The following is a 17,277-nucleotide window of genomic DNA, read 5'->3' as shown; positions in this document are numbered from 1 at the left end:
GCTGGCTTGCCTGCGATGCAGGCAACTCGGTCCATCAGGTGTCCGCCACCATGCATAACCCCTGCGCCCTGATCCCGGTCTACAACCATGAAGCCGCCGTGCCCGCCGTGGTCCGCAGCCTGCTGGAGCATGGCCTGCCCTGCCTGCTGGTGGACGATGGCAGCAGCCCCGCCTGCGCCGCCGTACTGGCGCAACTGGCCAGCCTGGACAACGTCTCGCTGATCACCCTGCCCACCAACCAGGGCAAGGGCGGTGCGGTGCAAGTCGGTTTTCGCGAAGCCGCACGCCTGGGCTTTACCCATGCCCTGCAAGTGGACGCCGACGGCCAGCACGACCTGCGCGAAGTCGCCCTGTTTATCGACGCCTCGCGCACTCACCCCGATGCGGTGATCTGCGGCTACCCCGAATACGACGACAGCGTGCCCAAGGGCCGCCTCTACGCCCGCTACCTGACCCATGTCTGGGTGTGGATCAACAGCCTGTCGCTGCAGATCCGCGATTCGATGTGCGGCTTTCGCATCTACCCGCTGGCACCGGTGCTGGCGCTGATGGACTCGGCGCGGATCGGCAAGCGCATGGATTTCGACTCCGACATCCTCGTGCGTTTGTCATGGCGCAACCAGCCGATGCGCTGGCTGCCGACCAAGGTGCATTACCCGGCCGATGGCCTGTCGCACTTTCGGATGTTCCACGACAACCTGCTGATTTCGTCGATGCACACCCGGCTGTTCTTTGGCATGTTGCTGCGTGCGCCGCTGATCCTCTGGCGACGGTGGCAGGCATGAGCGAAAACACCCGGCATTGGGCCGACCGCCAGGAGCGCGGCAGTTTCTGGCTGATGAAGCTCACCGCGTTCGCCGCCAAGGTCCTCGGGCGCCGGGTGCTGAGCCCACTGCTGTATGGCATCGTCCTGTACTTTTTCGTGTTTGGTCGCGCCGCGCGCCAGAGCATCTGGCAATACCAGCAGCGCCTGGCCGACTGGAGTGGGCGCGACGAGCTGCGCCCCAGCCACAAAAAGGTCTTCAGCCAATTCATGGCCTTCGCCGACGCCTTGCTGGACAAGCTCGACGTATGGAACGGCAAGCTGCGCCTGGAACAGATCGAGATCATCGACCCGGCCCAGTTGCGCGGGCAACTGCGCGGCGAACGTGGGCAGATGCTGGTGGGTGCGCACCTGGGCAACCTGGAAGTGTGCCGGGCCCTGGCGGAGCTGGGCGAGAAAGTCACCATGAATGTGCTGGTGCACACCAAGCATGCCGAACAGTTCAACCGCCTGCTGGGCGAAGCCGGGGCGAGCAACCTGCGGCTGATCCAGGTCAGCGAACTGGACCCGGCGGTGATGCTGCTGCTCAGCCAGCGCCTGGACGACGGTGAATGGCTGGCGATTGCCGGCGACCGAATCCCGCTGCATGGCGGGCGCACCGTGCGCGTGGACTTTCTCGGCCATAGCGCGGCCTTCCCCCAGGGCCCGTGGTTGCTGGCCGGGCTGCTCAAATGCCCGGTCAACCTGCTGATGTGCCTCAAGCACCAGGGCCGCTATCGTTTGATCATCGAGCCCTTCGCCCAATTGATCGAATGGAAACGCAGCGACCGCCCGCAAGTGATCGCCCACTGGGCCGCCCGCTACGCCGAACGCCTGGGCCAATTCTGCCTGGAAGCGCCCCAACAATGGTTCAACTTTTACCCTTTCTGGAAGACCGATGACGACGCATCTGCTTGAGCCGGTAACCTTCGGCGAACTCCCTTTGCGCATCGAAGACGTGCTGGCCCTGGCCAACCGTCAGGCGCCCACTCGCCTGCAAGACGATGCCGGGTACCGCCAGCGCATCGCCAAGGGCGCGCAGTTCCTCGATTCGCTGCTGGACAAGGAAGGCGTGATCTACGGCGTGACCACCGGCTATGGCGACTCGTGCGTGGTGGCGGTGCCGTTGCAGCATGTCGAGGCATTGCCGCGCCACCTGTACACCTTCCACGGCTGCGGCCTGGGCAAGTTGCTCGACGCCCAGGCCACCCGTGCGGTGCTGGCGGCGCGTTTACAGTCGCTGTGCCATGGCGTGTCCGGGGTGCGGGTTGAACTGCTGGAGCGCCTGCATGCGTTTCTTGAACACGACATCCTGCCGCTGATCCCGGAAGAAGGCTCGGTCGGCGCCAGCGGCGATCTGACGCCGCTGTCATACGTGGCCGCGACCTTGTCCGGCGAGCGTGAAGTGCTGTTCCGGGGCGAGCGCCGCCAGGCTGCCGATGTCCATCGCGAGCTGGGCTGGACCCCGCTGGTGCTGCGACCCAAGGAAGCCCTGGCGCTGATGAACGGCACCGCGGTGATGACCGGCCTGGCCTGCCTGGCCTTCGCCCGCGCCGACTACCTGCTGCAACTGGCCACACGCATCACCGCGCTGAACGTGGTGGCGTTGCAAGGCAACCCGGAGCACTTCGACGAACGCCTGTTCGCCGCCAAACCACACCCCGGGCAGATGCAGGTCGCAGCCTGGCTGCGCAAGGACCTGGCGATCGACGCCCCGACCGCGCCGCTGCACCGCCTGCAAGACCGCTACTCGCTACGCTGCGCGCCCCACGTCCTCGGCGTGCTGGCCGACAGCCTGAACTGGCTGCGCTCGTTTATCGAGATCGAACTCAACAGTGCCAACGACAACCCGATCATCGACGCCGAAGCCGAACGTGTGCTGCACGGCGGGCACTTCTACGGCGGGCATATCGCCTTTGCCATGGACAGCCTGAAGAACCTGGTGGCCAACGTCGCCGACCTGCTCGACCGGCAACTCGCGCTGCTGGTGGACGAGCGCTACAACCATGGCTTGCCGAGCAACCTGTCGGGCGCCCCGGCGGACCGCGCAATGATCAACCACGGCTTCAAAGCGGTGCAGATCGGCACCAGCGCCTGGACCGCCGAAGCGTTGAAAAACACCATGCCGGCCAGCGTGTTTTCGCGCTCCACCGAATGCCACAACCAGGACAAGGTCAGCATGGGCACCATCGCCGCCCGCGATGCGATCCGCGTCTTGGAGCTGACCGAACAAGTGGCCGCCGCCACCTTGCTCGCCGCCAACCAGGGCGTGTGGTTGCGCGCCCAGGTCAAGGATGCACGGCCGTTGCCGCCAGCCCTGGCTGCGATGCACGAGGCACTGGCCAAGGACTTCCCGCCGGTGATCGAAGACCGGGCCCTGGAGGGCGAACTGCGCCTGTGCCTGCAACGCATCGCCGCGCAACACTGGAGGCTGCATGCGTAGCCCCGGCGTATTGCACAGCGACACACAAATCCTCGTACCGTTCTTCGACATCGACACGATGAACGTGGTCTGGCACGGCCACTACGTGAAGTACCTGGAAATCGCCCGTTGCGCGTTGCTCGACAAGCTCGGCCACAACTACACGGCAATGCTCGAATCCGGCTATGCGTGGCCGGTGATCGACATGCAACTGCGCTACGTGCGTGGCGCCACCTTTGGCCAGACCCTCAACGTGCGCGCCAGCCTGGTGGAGTGGGAGAACCGCTTGAAGGTCAACTACCTGATCACCGACCTTGCCAGCGGCGAACGCCTGACCCGCGCCAGCACCGTGCAAGTGGCCGTAGAAATTGCCAGCCGCGAGATGCAACTGGCCTCGCCAACCGTGTTCACCACCGCCGTCGAAAGGGCCTTGAAATGCTGACCCCTGTGGGAGCTGGCTTGCCGGCGATGGACGTCAACGCTAACCCAGGGGCCCTGACACTGCGCAGCGCCCTGAGGTTTTTTGCGAGCAAGCTCGCACCTACAGCGGCAGGGTTGTTGCTGAGCTTCGGGGCTTATGCTTTTGACCTGCAACAGCTCAGCGATCAACTGGCCAAGCCTACGGTGATCCACGGCAACTTCATCCAGGAAAAACACCTGCGTGCCCTGCCCCAGCCGCTGACCAGCACAGGTACCTTCGTCCTGGCCAAGGACCACGGCCTGCTCTGGCTGCTGAAAACCCCGCTGCAGCAGGACTACCGCATCAACGCCCAGGGTATTGCCCGCCGTGATGCAAACGGTTGGCAGCCACTGCCGAACAAAAGCGCCGGCGCCGAGCAGAACCGTTTGTTCCTCGCCGTCCTGCAAGGCGACAGCAGTGGCTTGCAGCGCGACTTCGAGTTGCAGCTGCAAGGCGAAGCCAAGGCCTGGAAACTCACGTTGATCCCGCGCTCGCTGCTGCTCAAGCAAGTGTTCACCCAAATCAATATCGACGGCGGCGAACTGGTGCACACCATCGAGTTGCTGGAAACCCAGGGCGACAGCACCCTGTTGCGCATGCAGGACAGTACCAGCACGCAACCTTTGAGCGACGCGGAGCAACACGACTTTGCCCAGTGAGCGTTGGTTGCCGCGCCTGTTCCTGATCCTGCTGGTGGCCGTGCTGGCCCTGGCCGGCTGGCAATGGCGCCAGGGCGCGCCGTTGTCGGCCAACCTGATGGAACTGGTGCCAGGTAACACCCCGGACGCCCTGGAGCTGGCGGCCGAGCAGCGCATGCAGGAACCCCTGAACCGCGAGATGCTGGTGCTGGTCGGGCATGCCGAGCGTCAGCAGGCGGTGGCCATGGCCGAACAATTGGGCGAGCGCTGGCAGGCCAGCGGTCTGTTTGAAAAAGTCACCTGGACCCTGCAAGCCGACCTGCCCGCCCTGCGCCAGCAATTGCTGCAAGGGCGCCTGGCGATGCTGTCGACCAAGGACCGCGAACAGTTGATCGGCGAGCCTGCGGCGTTTATCGCAGAGCGGGTACACACACTGTTCGATCCCTTTACCGGCTTCAGCCTGGTCCCCAGCCAGGACGACTGGCTGGGCCTGACCGGACGCATCCAGAGCAGCCAGCCACAACACGGCGCGGTGCAACTGGATATCGGCAGCGGCGCGCTGATCGCCGACGCCGACGGCAAGAGCTGGGTATTGCTGCGTGCGCGTACCCAGGGCAATGCCTTTGATATGAAGCTGCCGCTGCAAGTCGCCGACTTGCTGCAAGCCAGCCGCGAACAGGCCGCCCAGCACGGCGTGCAACTGCTCGCCGCCAGCGGCCTGCTGTACGCGGCCAACGGTCAACAACAAGCCAGCCGCGAGATGACCTGGGTCGGCGGTGGCGCAACGGTGGGGATCCTGTTGCTGTTGCTGCTGGCGTTTCGTCGCTGGCGGGTGTTGCTGGCGTTTGTCCCGGTGCTGGTGGGCATGCTGTTTGGCGCGGTGGCCTGTGTGGCGCTGTTCGGCCATATGCATGTGATGACCCTGGTGCTGGGCGCGAGCCTGATCGGCGTGGCCGTCGACTACCCGCTGCACTACCTGTCCAAGAGCTGGAGCCTGCAACCCTGGCGCAGCTGGCCAGCCTTGCGCCTGACCCTGCCGGGCCTGAGCCTGAGCCTGGCCACCAGTTGCATCGGCTACCTGGCCCTGGCCTGGACGCCGTTCCCGGCGCTGACCCAGATCGCCGTGTTCTCCGCCGCCGGCCTGGTGGGCGCCTACCTGTCGGCGGTGTGCCTGTTGCCGGCGCTGCTCAACGGCATGGACCTGCGCCCGGCGCAATGGCCGCTGCGGGTCGCCGAGTTCCTGCTGGGGGTGCGTGAGTCGCTGCTCAAGCGCCTGCCGAGCCAGGCATTGCTGGTGCTGGCCCTGCTGTTCTGCGCCGGTGGCCTGTGGCATCTGAACAGCAAGAACGATATTCGCCAGTGGATCAGCGCGCCGCCGCAACTGCTGCAAGAAGCCCAGGCGATTGCCCGCATTACCGGCTACCAGCCCACCAGCCAGTTCTTCCTGGTACGCGCGGACAATCAACAGCAGTTGCTGGAACGCCAGGCTGCGTTGAGCCTGCGCCTGGATCAACTGGTGCACATGGAAAAACTGCAAGGCTACCTGGCGCTCAATCAACTGGTCAGCCCCCCCGGCGAACAGCAGCAATTGCGCGAAGCCCTGAATCAACTGCCCGCCCTGTGGCAGCCGCTGCTCGACCTCGGCATCCCCGCCAGCGCCCTGCAAGCAGAGCTGGCGCAGTTGCAGGCGCTGCCCACCGCCGACATCGACGCCGCCCTGGCTGGCCCGCTGGCCGAGCCGTGGCGCCTGCTGTGGCTGGGCAATGTCGAGGGCGGCGTGGCGGCGATGGTCAGCCTGCAAGGCTTGAACAACCCGGCGCTGCTGCGCATCCAGGCCCTGGACCTGCCGGGCGTGCAACTGGTGGACCGCCTCGGCGACTTGAACCAGGTATTTGCCGCAACCCAGATCAGCGCTGCCGAATTGAAATTATTGTCCTGTGTACTGATCGTCTTGCTGCTGATTCTGCCCTTTGGCCTGGGCGGCGCGCTGCGGATTGTCGCCCTGCCGCTGCTGGCGGCGCTGTGCAGCCTGGCCAGCCTCGGTTGGCTGGGGCAGCCGTTGACCCTGTTCAGCCTGTTCGGCCTGCTGCTGGTGACGGCGATCAGCGTCGATTATGCAATCCTCATGCGCGAACAGATCGGCGGTGCCGCTGTCAGCCTGCTGGGGACGTTGCTGGCAGCCGTCACCACCTGGCTGTCCTTTGGCCTGCTGGCGGTGTCCAGCACCCCGGCGGTGAGTAATTTCGGCCTGTCGGTCAGCCTGGGCCTGGCCTTCAGCTTTATGCTGGCGCCATGGGCCGGCCGCCAGGAACATGCGCAATGATGCCCACTAATTTTTTTGAGTTGAATGTAATGATCGCCAACCCGGCAAGGAGCCACAGTGCCCACAGTTGAAATGGAACGCCGCCAGGTCGTGGTGATCGGTGCCGGCCCGTCCGGTGCCATTGCGGCCGCGCTGCTCAAGCGTAACGGGCATGATGTATTGATCATCGAGCGCGAGCACTTCCCGCGTTTTTCCATCGGCGAGAGCCTGCTGTCCCACTGCATAGACTTTATCGAAGAAGCCGGCATGCTCGAGGCCGTCAACGCCGCCGGTTTCCAACTGAAAACCGGTGCCGCGTTTGCCTGGGGCGAGCGCTACAGCGCCTTTGATTTCGGTGACACGTTCAGCGACGGCAAGCCCACGACCTTCCAGGTCCAGCGCGCCGACTTCGACAAGTTGCTGGCCGATCAGGCGGCGCTGCAAGGCGTAGAGATCCGTTACGGCCAGACCCTGGTCGGGGTGGATTTCGCCGCCGGCCACCGCTACCTGCATGTACGCCGCGAAAACGGTCGCGAATACCACATCAAGGCCGGCTTCGTCCTCGACGCCAGCGGTTACGGCCGCGTGCTGCCACGCCTGCTGAACCTGGAGGCGCCGTCGAACTTCCCGCTGCGCCAGGCGGTGTTCACCCACGTCGAAGACCGTATCGAACATCCGGGCTTCGACCGCAGCAAGATCCTTATCACCACCCACCCGACCCAGCGCGATATCTGGTTCTGGACCATCCCGTTCAGCAACGGGCGCTGCTCGGTGGGCGTGGTCGCGGCCAAGGAGCATTTCGCCGGCTGCGATGGGGATCTGGATGCCTGCCTGCGCCGCTTTATCGAACAAACCCCGAGCCTGTCCAGTGTGCTGGCGAATGCCGTGTGGGATACCCCGGCCCGGACCATTGGCGGCTACTCGGCGAACGTCACCACCCTGCATGGCCCGGGGTTTGCGCTGCTGGGCAATGCCGCGGAGTTCCTCGACCCGGTGTTCTCGTCCGGCGTGACCATCGCCATGCGCTCGGCCAGCATGGCCGCCGGCCTCTTGCACCGCCAGCTCAAGGGCGAAAGCGTGGACTGGCAAACCGAGTTCGCGGTGCCGCTCAAACGCGGGGTCGACACCTTCCGCTGCTACGTCGAAGGCTGGTACGCCGGCACCTTCCAGGATGTGATCTATCACCCTGGCAGCTCGCCGGAAATCCGCCGCATGATCAGTTCGATCCTCGCCGGCTACGCCTGGGATGAACGCAACCCCTTTGTCAGCGAACCCAAGCGCCGCTTGCGGATGCTCTCGGAAATTTGTGCGGCAGAAAACCTATGAGCAGCCCACCTGTGTCAAAAGAGTACTTGAGCAAAAACTACGTCGAAGAAACCAAATTCGGCTTCTGGTTCCTGCGCAGCCACACCTGGCAGCATCATGTGCTGCGCGTGGCAATCAACGACCTGCGCAGCCTGTTCAGCACCCCGCTGCCGGAAGCTCCAGTGCTGCTGGATGCCGGTTGCGGCCAGGGCAAGTCGTTCCGTTATTTGCGGCAGGTATTCGCCCCCCAGCGCCTGATCGGCCTTGACGCCGACCCCCACAGCCTCGACCTGAGCCGTGCCGAAGCGGCGCGCCAGGGCATTGATATCGAGTTGATCGGCAGCGATTGCGCAACCCTCAAGGTGGCCGATGACAGTGTCGATATCCTGTTCTGCCACCAGACCTTCCACCACCTGGTGGAGCAACAGCGGGCACTCACCGAGTTCTATCGGGTGCTCAAGCCGGGCGGCTACCTGCTGTTTGCCGAGTCCACCGAAGCCTATATCGACACCTGGGTGATTCGCTGGCTGTTCCGCCACCCGATGCATGTGCAGAAAAGCGCCGCCGAGTACCTGGAGATGATCCGCGACCAGGGTTTCGAGTTTGGCCCGCAGAATGTGTCGTACCCGTACCTGTGGTGGAGCCGCTCGGCTGACTTCGGCCTGCTGGAGCGTTGGGGCCTGCGTCAGCCCAAGCCGTTTGGCGAGCGTGAAGAGACCCTGGTGAATGTGGTTGCACGCAAGCCACTCGCAGGCCCGCCAGCATGATCCGCGCGTTGTTGATCGGCTGCCTGTTGCTGCTGGCCGCGTGCGCCAGCCAGCCGCCACTGCCGGTGCATACACCGAGCCTGGCCTTGCCCCTGCAATTGCATATCGAGCGCGAGCAGGACGGCCAGCGCCAGGACTGGTTGCTGGTGATCCAGCGCGAAGGCGAGGCCCTGCGCTGGTCACTGATGGACCCGCTGGGCATCCCCCAGGCCCGGCAAAAGCTGGTGGCCGGCCGTTGGCAGGCAGATGGCCTGCTACCGCCCAACCCCCAGGCCCGCGAGCTGTTTGCGGCGCTGCTGTTCGCCCTGACCCCGGCCGCTGAAATGCCCGGCAACTACCCCCAAGCCCGTGAAGGCGATGGCGTACGGGTACTCAAGCCGCACTGGCAGGTGATCTACCGCGCGCCCCTGACCTTCAGCGTGAACATGCCCGGCCAGCACCTGAACTATCGCGTCACCGCGCTTGAGAGCAGCCCATGACCGCCTACCTCAATGCCCTGGGGATCATCTGCGCCCTAGGCCGCGGCCAGCAGGCCGTGCGGCGCAATCTGTTTGCCGGGGATTGCTCGGGTATGCGCGCCGAGAGCGGCTGGGTGCCCGAGCGAGTACTGCCGGTGGGCAGCGTGCCTGGCGAACTGGCGCCACTGCCGCCGCACCTGGCCCAGCAGAGCAGTCGCAATAATCAGCTGTTGCTGGAGGCCGCCTTGCAGATCGAAGGCCCGATCCGGCAGGCGATCGACACCTTTGGCGCCTCGCGTATCGGTGTGGTGCTGGGTACCAGCACCTCGGGCATTGATGAAGCCAGTCGCGGCATCGCCCATTACCTGCGCGAAGGGCAGTTCCCCGAGGCCTATGACTACCGGCAACAGGAACTCGGCGCCCCGGCCAACTTCCTCGCCGACTGGCTGCAACTGAGCGGCCCGGCCTATGTGATTTCCACCGCCTGCACCTCCAGCGCCCGCGCAATGATGAGCGCACGCCGCCTGCTGGACCTGGGCCTGTGCGATGCGGTGCTGTGTGGCGGGGTCGATAGCCTGTGCAAGCTGACCCTCAATGGCTTTACCTCGCTGGAAGCGGTCTCCAGCGAACGCTGCAACCCGTTTTCGGTGAACCGCAACGGCATCAATATCGGCGAGGCGGCGGTGCTGTTCCTGATGAGCAAAACCCCGGCGCCCATCGCCCTGCTGGGTAGCGGCGCCAGTTGCGATGCGCACCATATTTCTGCGCCGGAACCCAGCGGCAAGGGCGCATTGCAGGCCATGCGCAAGGCCCTGGCCAGCGCGAAACTGGCGCCGGCGCAGATCGGTTACCTGAACCTGCACGGCACCGCCACCCAGCATAACGACGCCATGGAAAGCCTGGCCGTGGCAAGCCTGTTCCCCGCCGGTGTAGCCTGTTCCTCGACCAAGCCCATGACCGGCCATACCCTCGGCGCCGCCGGGGCGCTGGAAGCGGCATTCTGCTGGCTGAGCCTGATGGAAGGTGCTGTGCCGCCCCATATCTGGGACGGCCAAGCCGACCCGGCGCTGCCCGCCCTGCGCTGGGCCAAGGTCGGCGACCTCCTGGAAAAACGCTGCCTGATGAGTAACTCGTTTGCCTTCGGCGGCAATAACGTCAGCCTGATTATCGGAGACGCCCTATGAGCCATTGGCCACTCGCCGAACTGCTGCCCCACGCCGGGGACATGATCCTGATCGACCAGGTGTTGGCGTTCGATGAAGAACAGATCCGCACCCGCGTCACCGTCAAGCCCGGCGGCCTGTTCAACCGCCCTGACGGCAGCCTGCCGGCCTGGGTCGGCGTCGAGTTGATGGCGCAAAGCGTGGCCGCCTATGCCGGCTGCCGCGCACGCCAGAACGGCGAAGCAGTGGAGTTGGGCTTCCTGCTGGGCACGCGCAAATTCGAATGCAATGTCGAGCACTTTCCCACCGGCAGCGAACTGACCATCCACGGCCTGCGCTCCCTGGAAGACGACAACGGCATGGGTGTGTTCGAATGCCACCTGACCGGCGACGGGATCCAGGCCAGCGCCCGCCTGAACGTATTTCGACCGCCCCAGGCGGCCAACTATTTAGCTGAATCGAAGGACACGCGTCATGACTGAATCCGTACTGGTCACCGGCTCCAGCCGGGGTATCGGCCGCGCTATCGCCCTGCGCCTGGCCCAGGCCGGCCATGACATTGTGCTGCATTGCCGCAGCGGCCGCGCCGAGGCAGATGCCGTACAGGTCGAAGTCGAGGCCCTGGGCCGCAAGGCGCGGGTACTGCAATTCGACGTGGCGGACCGGGCCACCTGCAAGCAGATCCTTGAAGCCGACGTAGAAGCCCACGGTGCCTATTACGGCGTGGTGCTGAATGCCGGGCTGACCCGCGATGGCGCGTTCCCGGCGTTGTCGGAAGACGACTGGGACGTGGTGATGCGTACCAATCTCGATGGTTTCTATAACGTGCTACACCCAGTGATGATGCCGATGATCCGGCGTCGTGCGGCCGGGCGCATTGTATGTATTACCTCGGTCTCGGGGCTGATCGGCAACCGTGGCCAGGTCAACTACAGCGCGTCCAAGGCCGGCCTGATCGGCGCCGCCAAGGCCCTGGCCATTGAGCTGGGCAAGCGCAAGATCACCGTCAACTGCGTGGCCCCGGGCCTGATCGACACGGCAATGCTCGATGAGAATGTGCCGGTGGAAGAGCTGATGAAAATGATCCCCGCGCAACGCATGGGCACCCCCGAAGAGGTCGCCAGTGCGGTGAACTTCCTGATGTCAGCCGAAGCCGGCTACATCACCCGCCAGGTCCTGGCCGTGAACGGGGGCCTGTGCTGATGAAACGTGTGGTAGTCACCGGCATGGCCGGCATGACCTCCCTGGGCAGCGACTGGGACACCATCGTCGCCAACTTCCGCGCCCGGCGCAGCGGTATCCGGCGCATGGACGAGTGGGATCGCTTCAGCGAACTGAACACCCGCCTGGCCGGGCCGATTGACGACTTTGTGGTGCCCGCCCACTGGACCCGCAAACAATTGCGCAGCATGGGCCGGGTCTCGCGCCTGGCGGTGTGGGCCGCCGAGCAGGCGTTGCAAGACGCCGGCCTGCTGGGCGATGCGTCGATCAAGGATGGGCGCATGGGTGTGGCCTGCGGCTCATCCACCGGCAGCACCGACGAGATCAAGGCATTCGGCAATATGCTGCTCAACTCGGTGGCCGAGGGTCTGAACGCCAACTCCTACGTGCGCATGATGCCGCACACCACGGCGGCCAATATCAGCATCTTTTTTGGCCTCACCGGGCGCCTGATCCCCACGTCCAGCGCGTGTACCAGTGGCAGCCAGGGCATCGGCTATGCCTATGAAGCGATCAAGTTCGGCCGCCTGCCACTGATGCTCGCCGGTGGCGCCGAAGAACTGTGCCCCACCGAAGCCATGGTGTTTGACGCGCTCTACGCCACCAGCCTGAAAAACGACGCGCCGCAAACCAGCCCACGGCCCTACGACAGCGGTCGCGACGGCCTGGTGATCGGCGAAGGCGGCGGCATGCTGGTGCTTGAGGAGCTGGAACATGCCCTGGCCCGTGGTGCGCATATCCATGCCGAAATCGTTGGTTTTGGCAGCAACGCCGACGGCCAGCACACCACGCGACCTGAACAGACCACCATGCGCCGCGCCATGGAGCTGGCCCTCGAAGATGCCGGCCTGGCGCCGGATGCCATCGGTTATGTGAACGGCCACGGCACCGCCACCGAACAAGGTGACATTGCCGAAACCCTGGCCACCAGCAGCCTGTTCGGCAGCCGCATGCCCATCAGCTCGCAGAAGAGTTTCCTCGGCCATACCCTGGGCGCCTGCGGGGCGCTGGAGTCGTGGTTCAGCATCGAGATGATGAACCGCGACCAGTACGTGCCGACCTTCAACCTCGATCAAGTGGACCCGCGCTGCGGCGAGCTGGATTACCTGCGCGGCGAGTTCCGCCAGATGCACAACGACTACGTGATGAACAACAACTTTGCCTTTGGCGGCGTCAACACGTCGCTGATCTTTCGCCGCTGGCAGTAAGCCTTTTATTTGATTGGAGAGAACGCAATGTCTTCGTTGCTACGCGCCACCCTTATCGCCCTGACGCTGCTGACCGCTGCCGGCTGCACCAGCAAGCCGGTGCTCAACACCCAGCACGCGCTTGCCGCCAACGAGCAGGTCAGTGAAGAGAAAATGAAACAGAGCATCCTCACCGCCCTGGACAAGCGCAACTGGACCGTGCAACGCGCCGACCCACGCCTGATCCAGGCCCAGATCAACGTGCGCAACCGCTACTACGCCGAAATCGACATTCGCTACACCGGCACCAGCTACGCCATCACGTATCGCGACAGCCAGGAACTGGGCTACAAGAACGGCAAGATCCATCGCAACTACAACCGCTGGGTGAGCATGCTCGACCGCGACATCATGGCCGCGTTGCGCTCTAACGGCGCCGCGCAAGCGGGTACCGCGGCGCAGTTGTTCAAGGAGACGGGGACGTCGAAGCAGAACTGATCGGCGCCTGAAAAACCGGCATCTACCTTGCACCAGAAACGACAAAGGGCGCCTTTCGGCGCCCTCTTCACAAGCAGGCTGGCTTGGCCTTAACAGCTAAAAACTGCTCACTGGAAAGTTCAGCGATTTTGTAAGTTCGTTTGCCATGCCGATCCTTACGCTTGATTCGATCAAGTCGTCCAAGGCTGACGGTGGCAACGCTGTCGCATTTCGCCCAGCACACTGGGTTAGCTTTCAAGCTGCAAGTGGTGTGCGAGTACCGTCTGCGGCGCCGTGGTACTTAGGGGCACAACCGTTACCAACAGCTTATTGGTCCTGTGCCTGCGTATCACAATGACGGGTCTGATCTTGATGATTTCCGGCACCTCATAGCCTCGAAAATCACGAATCAACACACTGCCTTCTTTGGGCTGATAGAGAAGTGTCATCCATGTCACTCAGTGAAAAACAAACGGTTCCGGTACCTGATATGTGAACGCCGCTACACCAACGCCTTACGCGTCAGCAGCTCGACAAACGCCTTGGCCATGGGTGACTGCTGGTCCTTGCGCTGAACCAGCCACACTGCCGTTACCGCCTCCGGGTCGAGCAAGGTGCGGTAGACCACACCGTCGATGCGGATGCGCTGGTATGACGCCGGCAACACCGACACTCCCAACCCCGCCGCCACCAGGCCGATGATGGTCATGGCCTCGCCCGCCTCCTGGGCGAAGTGCGGGCTGAAACCGGCATCGCGGGCCAGGTTGATCAACTGTGCGTACAAACCACTCCCGTAGGCCCGTGGGAAGAATACGAAGGGTTCTTCAGCCAACTGCGTCAGGTGCAAACCGCGCTCGCTGCCTTGCGCCAACGGATGCCCGGCACTGAGTACCGCCACCAGGGGCTCACGCATCAGCTCTACGACACTCAATGCATCGGGCAATGGCAACGGGCGCATCAAGCCGACCTGGATCGTTTCGTCCCCCAGCGCATCAGCCACCTCGGTGCTGCTCATCTCCTGCAAATTCAAATGCACTGCCGGGAAGGCCTGGCGAAAAGCAAAAATCGCCTGTGGGATGCTGGAGTTGAACGGCGCCGAAGAGGTGAAGCCAATCTTCAGTTCCCCCAGCTCCCCCAACTGCGCCCGGCGTGCCACATCCGCAGCCTTGTCGACCTGGGCCAGTACCAGGCGGGCTTCCGTGAGGAACAAGCGCCCGGCCTCGCTCAGCTCGACCCGACGATTGGTGCGTTCGAACAACCGGGCGCCGACCTCCTGCTCCAGCGCCTGGATCTGCTGGCTCAAGGGCGGCTGAGAGATGCCCAGGACCTGGGCGGCCCGGCCGAAATGCAGCTCTTCAGCCACGGCGATGAAGTAGCGCAAGTGGCGCAATTCCATGAAAACCTCATTAGGTCGTAAAAGCTATCAAACAGGTCGAACAATATATTGGAAAGAATCATTAGCCAGCTATATTCTTTTTGCATGGCCAGTCCTGGCTGCCTTTGCTTCCCGAGGTCCCGCGTGAAAGCTGCCGTCGCTCCGCTTGCCCAAGAACGTCCGCCCACTGCCCTGGATGAGGTGGTGGCGCAACTCAACGACGTGTACATCGAAAAAGGTACGCCGTTGTTTATGCGTACAGTGCTGGCGCTGTTTTCCGGGGGCTTTGCCACCTTTGCCCTGCTGTATTGCGTACAGCCGATGATGCCGGTGCTGTCCCACGAATTTTCCATCAACGCCGCGCAGAGCAGCCTGATCCTCTCCGTCTCCACCGCGATGCTCGCCTTTGGCCTGCTGATCACCGGGCCGATTTCCGACCGCCTGGGGCGCAAACCGGTGATGGTCACCTCGCTGTTCTGCGCAGCCGTGTGCACCATCGCCAGCGGCCTGATGCCGACCTGGGAAGGCATCCTGTGGATGCGCGCGCTGCTCGGTCTGTCCCTCAGTGGCCTGGCGGCCGTGGCCATGACCTACCTCAGCGAAGAGATCCACCCGCAGCACATCGGCCTGGCCATGGGCCTGTACATCGGCGGCAACGCGATTGGGGGCATGAGCGGGCGCCTGATCACTGGCGTGTTGATCGACTTTGTCAGCTGGCACACGGCAATGCTGATCATCGGCGCACTGGCGCTGATTGCGGCGACGGTGTTCTGGAAGATCCTGCCGCCCTCGCGCAACTTCCGCGCCAGCAGCCTCAAGCCGCGCAACCTGATCAACGGTTTCGTCATGCACTTCAAGGATGCCGGCCTGCCCTGGCTGTTTCTTGAGGCCTTTGTGTTGATGGGGGCGTTTGTCACGCTGTTCAACTACATCGGCTACCGCTTGCTGGCCGATCCCTATGACCTGAGCCAGGCGGTGGTGGGCCTGCTGTCGGTGGTGTACCTGTCGGGCATCTACAGCTCGGCGAAGATTGGCTCGCTGGCCGACCGCCTCGGCCGCCGTCGCGTACTCTGGGCCACGATTGTGCTGATGCTGGCCGGCATCACCCTGACCCTGTTCAGCCCGCTGCCACTGATCATCATCGGCATGCTGATCTTCACCTTCGGCTTCTTCGGCGCCCACTCGGTAGCCAGCAGTTGGATCGGCCGCCGCGCCCTGAAAGCCAAGGGGCAGGCGTCGTCGCTGTACCTGTTCAGCTATTACGCAGGGTCGAGCATTGCCGGGACGGCCGGTGGGTTTTTCTGGCATTACGCCGGATGGAACGGGATTGGCGGGTTTATCATCGCGCTGCTGATCGTGGCGCTGCTGGTGGCGTTGAAACTGGCCAAGTTGCCACCGCTCAAACTGTAGGCGCTGGCTTGCCAGCGATGTGGCCCGAAGAATCACCACAAGGCTCAGGCATGTCATCGCCGGCAAGCCGGCTCCTACAACAATCGTCAGCTAATAAAAAACCGGCCTGAGCCGGTTTTTTATTAGCTGATGCTTACTCGTGATACTGCGCCGACAACTCATGCACCGCACGCAGGAACGCGCCTGCATGCTCTGGGTTCACTTCCGGGGTGATGCCATGGCCGAGGTTGAACACGTGGCCGCTGCCCTTGCCGTAGCTGGCGAGGATGCGGCCCACTTCGGCGCGGATCGCTTCCGGCTTGGCGTAGAGCACGGTCGGGTCCATGTTGCCTTGCAGGGCCACCTGGTTGCCGACGCGGCGACGGGCTTCGCCCAGGTCGCAGGTCCAGTCCAGGCCCAGCGCATCGGCGCCCGCATCAGCGATGCTTTCCAGCCACAGACCGCCACCCTTGGTGAACAGGATCACCGGCACTTTGCGGCCTTCGTGTTCGCGGATCAGGCCACTGACGATTTTGCGCATGTAGGCCAGGGAGAACTCCTGGTATGCCGCCGCCGACAGGTTGCCGCCCCAGGTGTCGAAGATCTGCACCGCTTGCGCGCCGGCCATGATCTGGCCGTTGAGGTAGGACACGACCGACTGCGCCAGCTTGTCCAGCAGCAAGTGCATGGCGTGTGGGTTGTCGTAGAGCATGGCCTTGGTCTTGCGGAAGTCTTTCGACGAACCGCCTTCGACCATATAGGTGGCCAGGGTCCACGGGCTGCCGGAGAAGCCGATCAGCGGTACGCGGCCATTGAGTTCACGGCGGATGGTGCTGACGGCGTCCATCACGTAACCGAGGTCTTTGTGTGGGTCCGGGATCGGCAGGGCTTCGATGTCGGCCAGGGTGCTGATCACTTTCTTGAAGCGTGGACCTTCGCCGGTTTCAAAGTACAGGCCTTGGCCCATGGCATCGGGGATGGTCAGGATATCGGAGAAAAGAATGGCCGCATCCAGTTGTGGATAGCGGTCCAGCGGCTGCATCGTGACTTCGCAGGCGAACTCCGGGTTCATGCACAAGCTCATGAAATCGCCCGCGTTGGCGCGGCTGGCGCGGTACTCCGGCAGGTAGCGACCGGCTTGACGCATCATCCACACGGGGGTGACGTCTACGGGTTGCTTGAGCAGGGCACGAAGGAAACGGTCGTTCTTGAGGGCAGTCATGTCGGCATCCGCAAAAAAAGTGCGGGCATTTTCTCAGAGCCGGACGCAAAAGGCACGGTTACAGGTCAGCCTTTTGTCTATCGGGTCAA

General features: G+C 63.7%; 18 protein-coding genes. 15 read left to right on the top strand and 3 right to left on the bottom strand.

Annotation, left to right across the window (positions count from 1 at the left end; genetic code table 11):
• The first annotated feature begins 50 nt into the window (after positions 1 to 50).
• Genes PSH73_RS01915 through PSH73_RS01850 form a run of 14 tightly spaced genes read left to right on the top strand, consistent with a single transcriptional unit; the run spans position 51 to position 13,223 of the window.
• Positions 51 to 785: a glycosyltransferase family 2 protein gene (locus PSH73_RS01915; protein ID WP_057437268.1), complete on the top strand. Its 735-nt coding sequence runs from the start codon at positions 51 to 53 to the stop codon at positions 783 to 785.
• On the top strand, positions 782 to 1,720 hold the full coding sequence (locus PSH73_RS01910) for a glycosyl transferase (RefSeq protein ID WP_057958095.1): 939 nt from the start codon (positions 782 to 784) through the stop codon (positions 1,718 to 1,720). The genes PSH73_RS01915 and PSH73_RS01910 overlap by 4 nt, the downstream gene beginning before the upstream one ends.
• Positions 1,701 to 3,245, top strand: coding sequence for a histidine ammonia-lyase (gene hutH, locus PSH73_RS01905; protein ID WP_057958094.1), 1,545 nt, complete (start codon positions 1,701 to 1,703; stop codon positions 3,243 to 3,245). Before PSH73_RS01910 ends, hutH begins: the two co-directional genes overlap by 20 nt.
• Positions 3,238 to 3,666, top strand: a complete 429-nt coding sequence (locus PSH73_RS01900) for a thioesterase family protein (RefSeq protein ID WP_057958093.1) — start codon at positions 3,238 to 3,240, stop codon at positions 3,664 to 3,666. The genes hutH and PSH73_RS01900 overlap by 8 nt, the downstream gene beginning before the upstream one ends.
• The gene (locus tag PSH73_RS01895; protein ID WP_225923833.1) at positions 3,660 to 4,343 is read left to right on the top strand and encodes an outer membrane lipoprotein carrier protein LolA; all 684 of its coding nucleotides are present in this window, start codon (positions 3,660 to 3,662) and stop codon (positions 4,341 to 4,343) included. The genes PSH73_RS01900 and PSH73_RS01895 overlap by 7 nt, the downstream gene beginning before the upstream one ends.
• On the top strand, positions 4,333 to 6,645 hold the full coding sequence (locus tag PSH73_RS01890) for an MMPL family transporter (RefSeq protein WP_057958092.1): 2,313 nt from the start codon (positions 4,333 to 4,335) through the stop codon (positions 6,643 to 6,645). The genes PSH73_RS01895 and PSH73_RS01890 overlap by 11 nt, the downstream gene beginning before the upstream one ends.
• 57 nt (positions 6,646 to 6,702) lie before the next feature.
• Complete coding sequence (locus PSH73_RS01885; protein ID WP_143110322.1) at positions 6,703 to 7,950, top strand: NAD(P)/FAD-dependent oxidoreductase; 1,248 nt, start codon at positions 6,703 to 6,705, stop codon at positions 7,948 to 7,950.
• Between the two features lie 11 nt (positions 7,951 to 7,961).
• The gene (locus PSH73_RS01880; protein WP_057958184.1) at positions 7,962 to 8,696 is read left to right on the top strand and encodes a class I SAM-dependent methyltransferase; all 735 of its coding nucleotides are present in this window, start codon (positions 7,962 to 7,964) and stop codon (positions 8,694 to 8,696) included.
• Positions 8,693 to 9,175, top strand: a complete 483-nt coding sequence (locus PSH73_RS01875) for a hypothetical protein (RefSeq protein ID WP_057958090.1) — start codon at positions 8,693 to 8,695, stop codon at positions 9,173 to 9,175. Before PSH73_RS01880 ends, PSH73_RS01875 begins: the two co-directional genes overlap by 4 nt.
• Positions 9,172 to 10,338, top strand: coding sequence for a beta-ketoacyl-[acyl-carrier-protein] synthase family protein (locus PSH73_RS01870; protein ID WP_057958089.1), 1,167 nt, complete (start codon positions 9,172 to 9,174; stop codon positions 10,336 to 10,338). Before PSH73_RS01875 ends, PSH73_RS01870 begins: the two co-directional genes overlap by 4 nt.
• On the top strand, positions 10,335 to 10,799 hold the full coding sequence (locus PSH73_RS01865; protein WP_305461834.1) for a hotdog family protein: 465 nt from the start codon (positions 10,335 to 10,337) through the stop codon (positions 10,797 to 10,799). Before PSH73_RS01870 ends, PSH73_RS01865 begins: the two co-directional genes overlap by 4 nt.
• A complete protein-coding gene (gene fabG / locus PSH73_RS01860) occupies positions 10,792 to 11,520 on the top strand; it encodes a 3-oxoacyl-ACP reductase FabG (RefSeq protein ID WP_057437246.1) in 729 nt (242 codons plus the stop codon). Before PSH73_RS01865 ends, fabG begins: the two co-directional genes overlap by 8 nt.
• Complete coding sequence (locus tag PSH73_RS01855) at positions 11,520 to 12,746, top strand: beta-ketoacyl-ACP synthase (protein ID WP_057958183.1); 1,227 nt, start codon at positions 11,520 to 11,522, stop codon at positions 12,744 to 12,746. The genes fabG and PSH73_RS01855 overlap by 1 nt, the downstream gene beginning before the upstream one ends.
• A 27-nt stretch (positions 12,747 to 12,773) precedes the next feature.
• Complete coding sequence (locus PSH73_RS01850; protein ID WP_057958088.1) at positions 12,774 to 13,223, top strand: hypothetical protein; 450 nt, start codon at positions 12,774 to 12,776, stop codon at positions 13,221 to 13,223.
• A 227-nt stretch (positions 13,224 to 13,450) separates the two neighbouring features.
• Here the strand turns inward: PSH73_RS01850 and PSH73_RS01845 are convergent, their stop codons facing one another.
• A complete protein-coding gene (locus PSH73_RS01845) occupies positions 13,451 to 13,651 on the bottom strand; it encodes a type II toxin-antitoxin system PemK/MazF family toxin (RefSeq protein ID WP_225923832.1) in 201 nt (66 codons plus the stop codon).
• A 53-nt stretch (positions 13,652 to 13,704) separates the two neighbouring features.
• The gene (locus PSH73_RS01840) at positions 13,705 to 14,598 is read right to left on the bottom strand and encodes a LysR family transcriptional regulator (protein WP_057437242.1); all 894 of its coding nucleotides are present in this window, start codon (positions 14,596 to 14,598) and stop codon (positions 13,705 to 13,707) included.
• A 171-nt stretch (positions 14,599 to 14,769) separates the two neighbouring features.
• Between PSH73_RS01840 and PSH73_RS01835 the strand changes: the two genes are divergently transcribed.
• Positions 14,770 to 15,987: an MFS transporter gene (locus PSH73_RS01835; protein ID WP_370694599.1), complete on the top strand. Its 1,218-nt coding sequence runs from the start codon at positions 14,770 to 14,772 to the stop codon at positions 15,985 to 15,987.
• Positions 15,988 to 16,120: 133 nt separating this feature from the next.
• Here the strand turns inward: PSH73_RS01835 and hemE are convergent, their stop codons facing one another.
• Complete coding sequence (gene hemE / locus PSH73_RS01830; protein WP_170059434.1) at positions 16,121 to 17,188, bottom strand: uroporphyrinogen decarboxylase; 1,068 nt, start codon at positions 17,186 to 17,188, stop codon at positions 16,121 to 16,123.
• Positions 17,189 to 17,277: the final 89 nt, after the last annotated feature.

This window comes from Pseudomonas sp. FP2294, assembly GCF_030687625.1.
Lineage (GTDB): Bacteria > Pseudomonadota > Gammaproteobacteria > Pseudomonadales > Pseudomonadaceae > Aquipseudomonas > Aquipseudomonas shahriarae.
Note: the sequence above shows the minus strand (reverse complement) of the source record. Positions and strands in the feature narration are given on the sequence as shown.

What these genes read in the sequence shown, in the direction of transcription:
- PSH73_RS01915 (WP_057437268.1), top strand. Translation starts at nt 51, where the DNA reads ATGCATAACCCCTGCGCCCTGATCCCGGTCTACAACCATGAAGCCGCC.
- PSH73_RS01910 (WP_057958095.1), top strand. Translation starts at nt 782, where the DNA reads ATGAGCGAAAACACCCGGCATTGGGCCGACCGCCAGGAGCGCGGCAGT.
- hutH (WP_057958094.1), top strand. Translation starts at nt 1,701, where the DNA reads ATGACGACGCATCTGCTTGAGCCGGTAACCTTCGGCGAACTCCCTTTG.
- PSH73_RS01900 (WP_057958093.1), top strand. Translation starts at nt 3,238, where the DNA reads ATGCGTAGCCCCGGCGTATTGCACAGCGACACACAAATCCTCGTACCG.
- PSH73_RS01895 (WP_225923833.1), top strand. Translation starts at nt 3,660, where the DNA reads ATGCTGACCCCTGTGGGAGCTGGCTTGCCGGCGATGGACGTCAACGCT.
- PSH73_RS01875 (WP_057958090.1), top strand. Translation starts at nt 8,693, where the DNA reads ATGATCCGCGCGTTGTTGATCGGCTGCCTGTTGCTGCTGGCCGCGTGC.
- PSH73_RS01870 (WP_057958089.1), top strand. Translation starts at nt 9,172, where the DNA reads ATGACCGCCTACCTCAATGCCCTGGGGATCATCTGCGCCCTAGGCCGC.
- PSH73_RS01865 (WP_305461834.1), top strand. Translation starts at nt 10,335, where the DNA reads ATGAGCCATTGGCCACTCGCCGAACTGCTGCCCCACGCCGGGGACATG.
- fabG (WP_057437246.1), top strand. Translation starts at nt 10,792, where the DNA reads ATGACTGAATCCGTACTGGTCACCGGCTCCAGCCGGGGTATCGGCCGC.
- PSH73_RS01855 (WP_057958183.1), top strand. Translation starts at nt 11,520, where the DNA reads ATGAAACGTGTGGTAGTCACCGGCATGGCCGGCATGACCTCCCTGGGC.
- PSH73_RS01850 (WP_057958088.1), top strand. Translation starts at nt 12,774, where the DNA reads ATGTCTTCGTTGCTACGCGCCACCCTTATCGCCCTGACGCTGCTGACC.
- PSH73_RS01845 (WP_225923832.1), bottom strand. Translation starts at nt 13,651, where the DNA reads ATGACACTTCTCTATCAGCCCAAAGAAGGCAGTGTGTTGATTCGTGAT.
- PSH73_RS01840 (WP_057437242.1), bottom strand. Translation starts at nt 14,598, where the DNA reads ATGGAATTGCGCCACTTGCGCTACTTCATCGCCGTGGCTGAAGAGCTG.
- hemE (WP_170059434.1), bottom strand. Translation starts at nt 17,188, where the DNA reads ATGACTGCCCTCAAGAACGACCGTTTCCTTCGTGCCCTGCTCAAGCAA.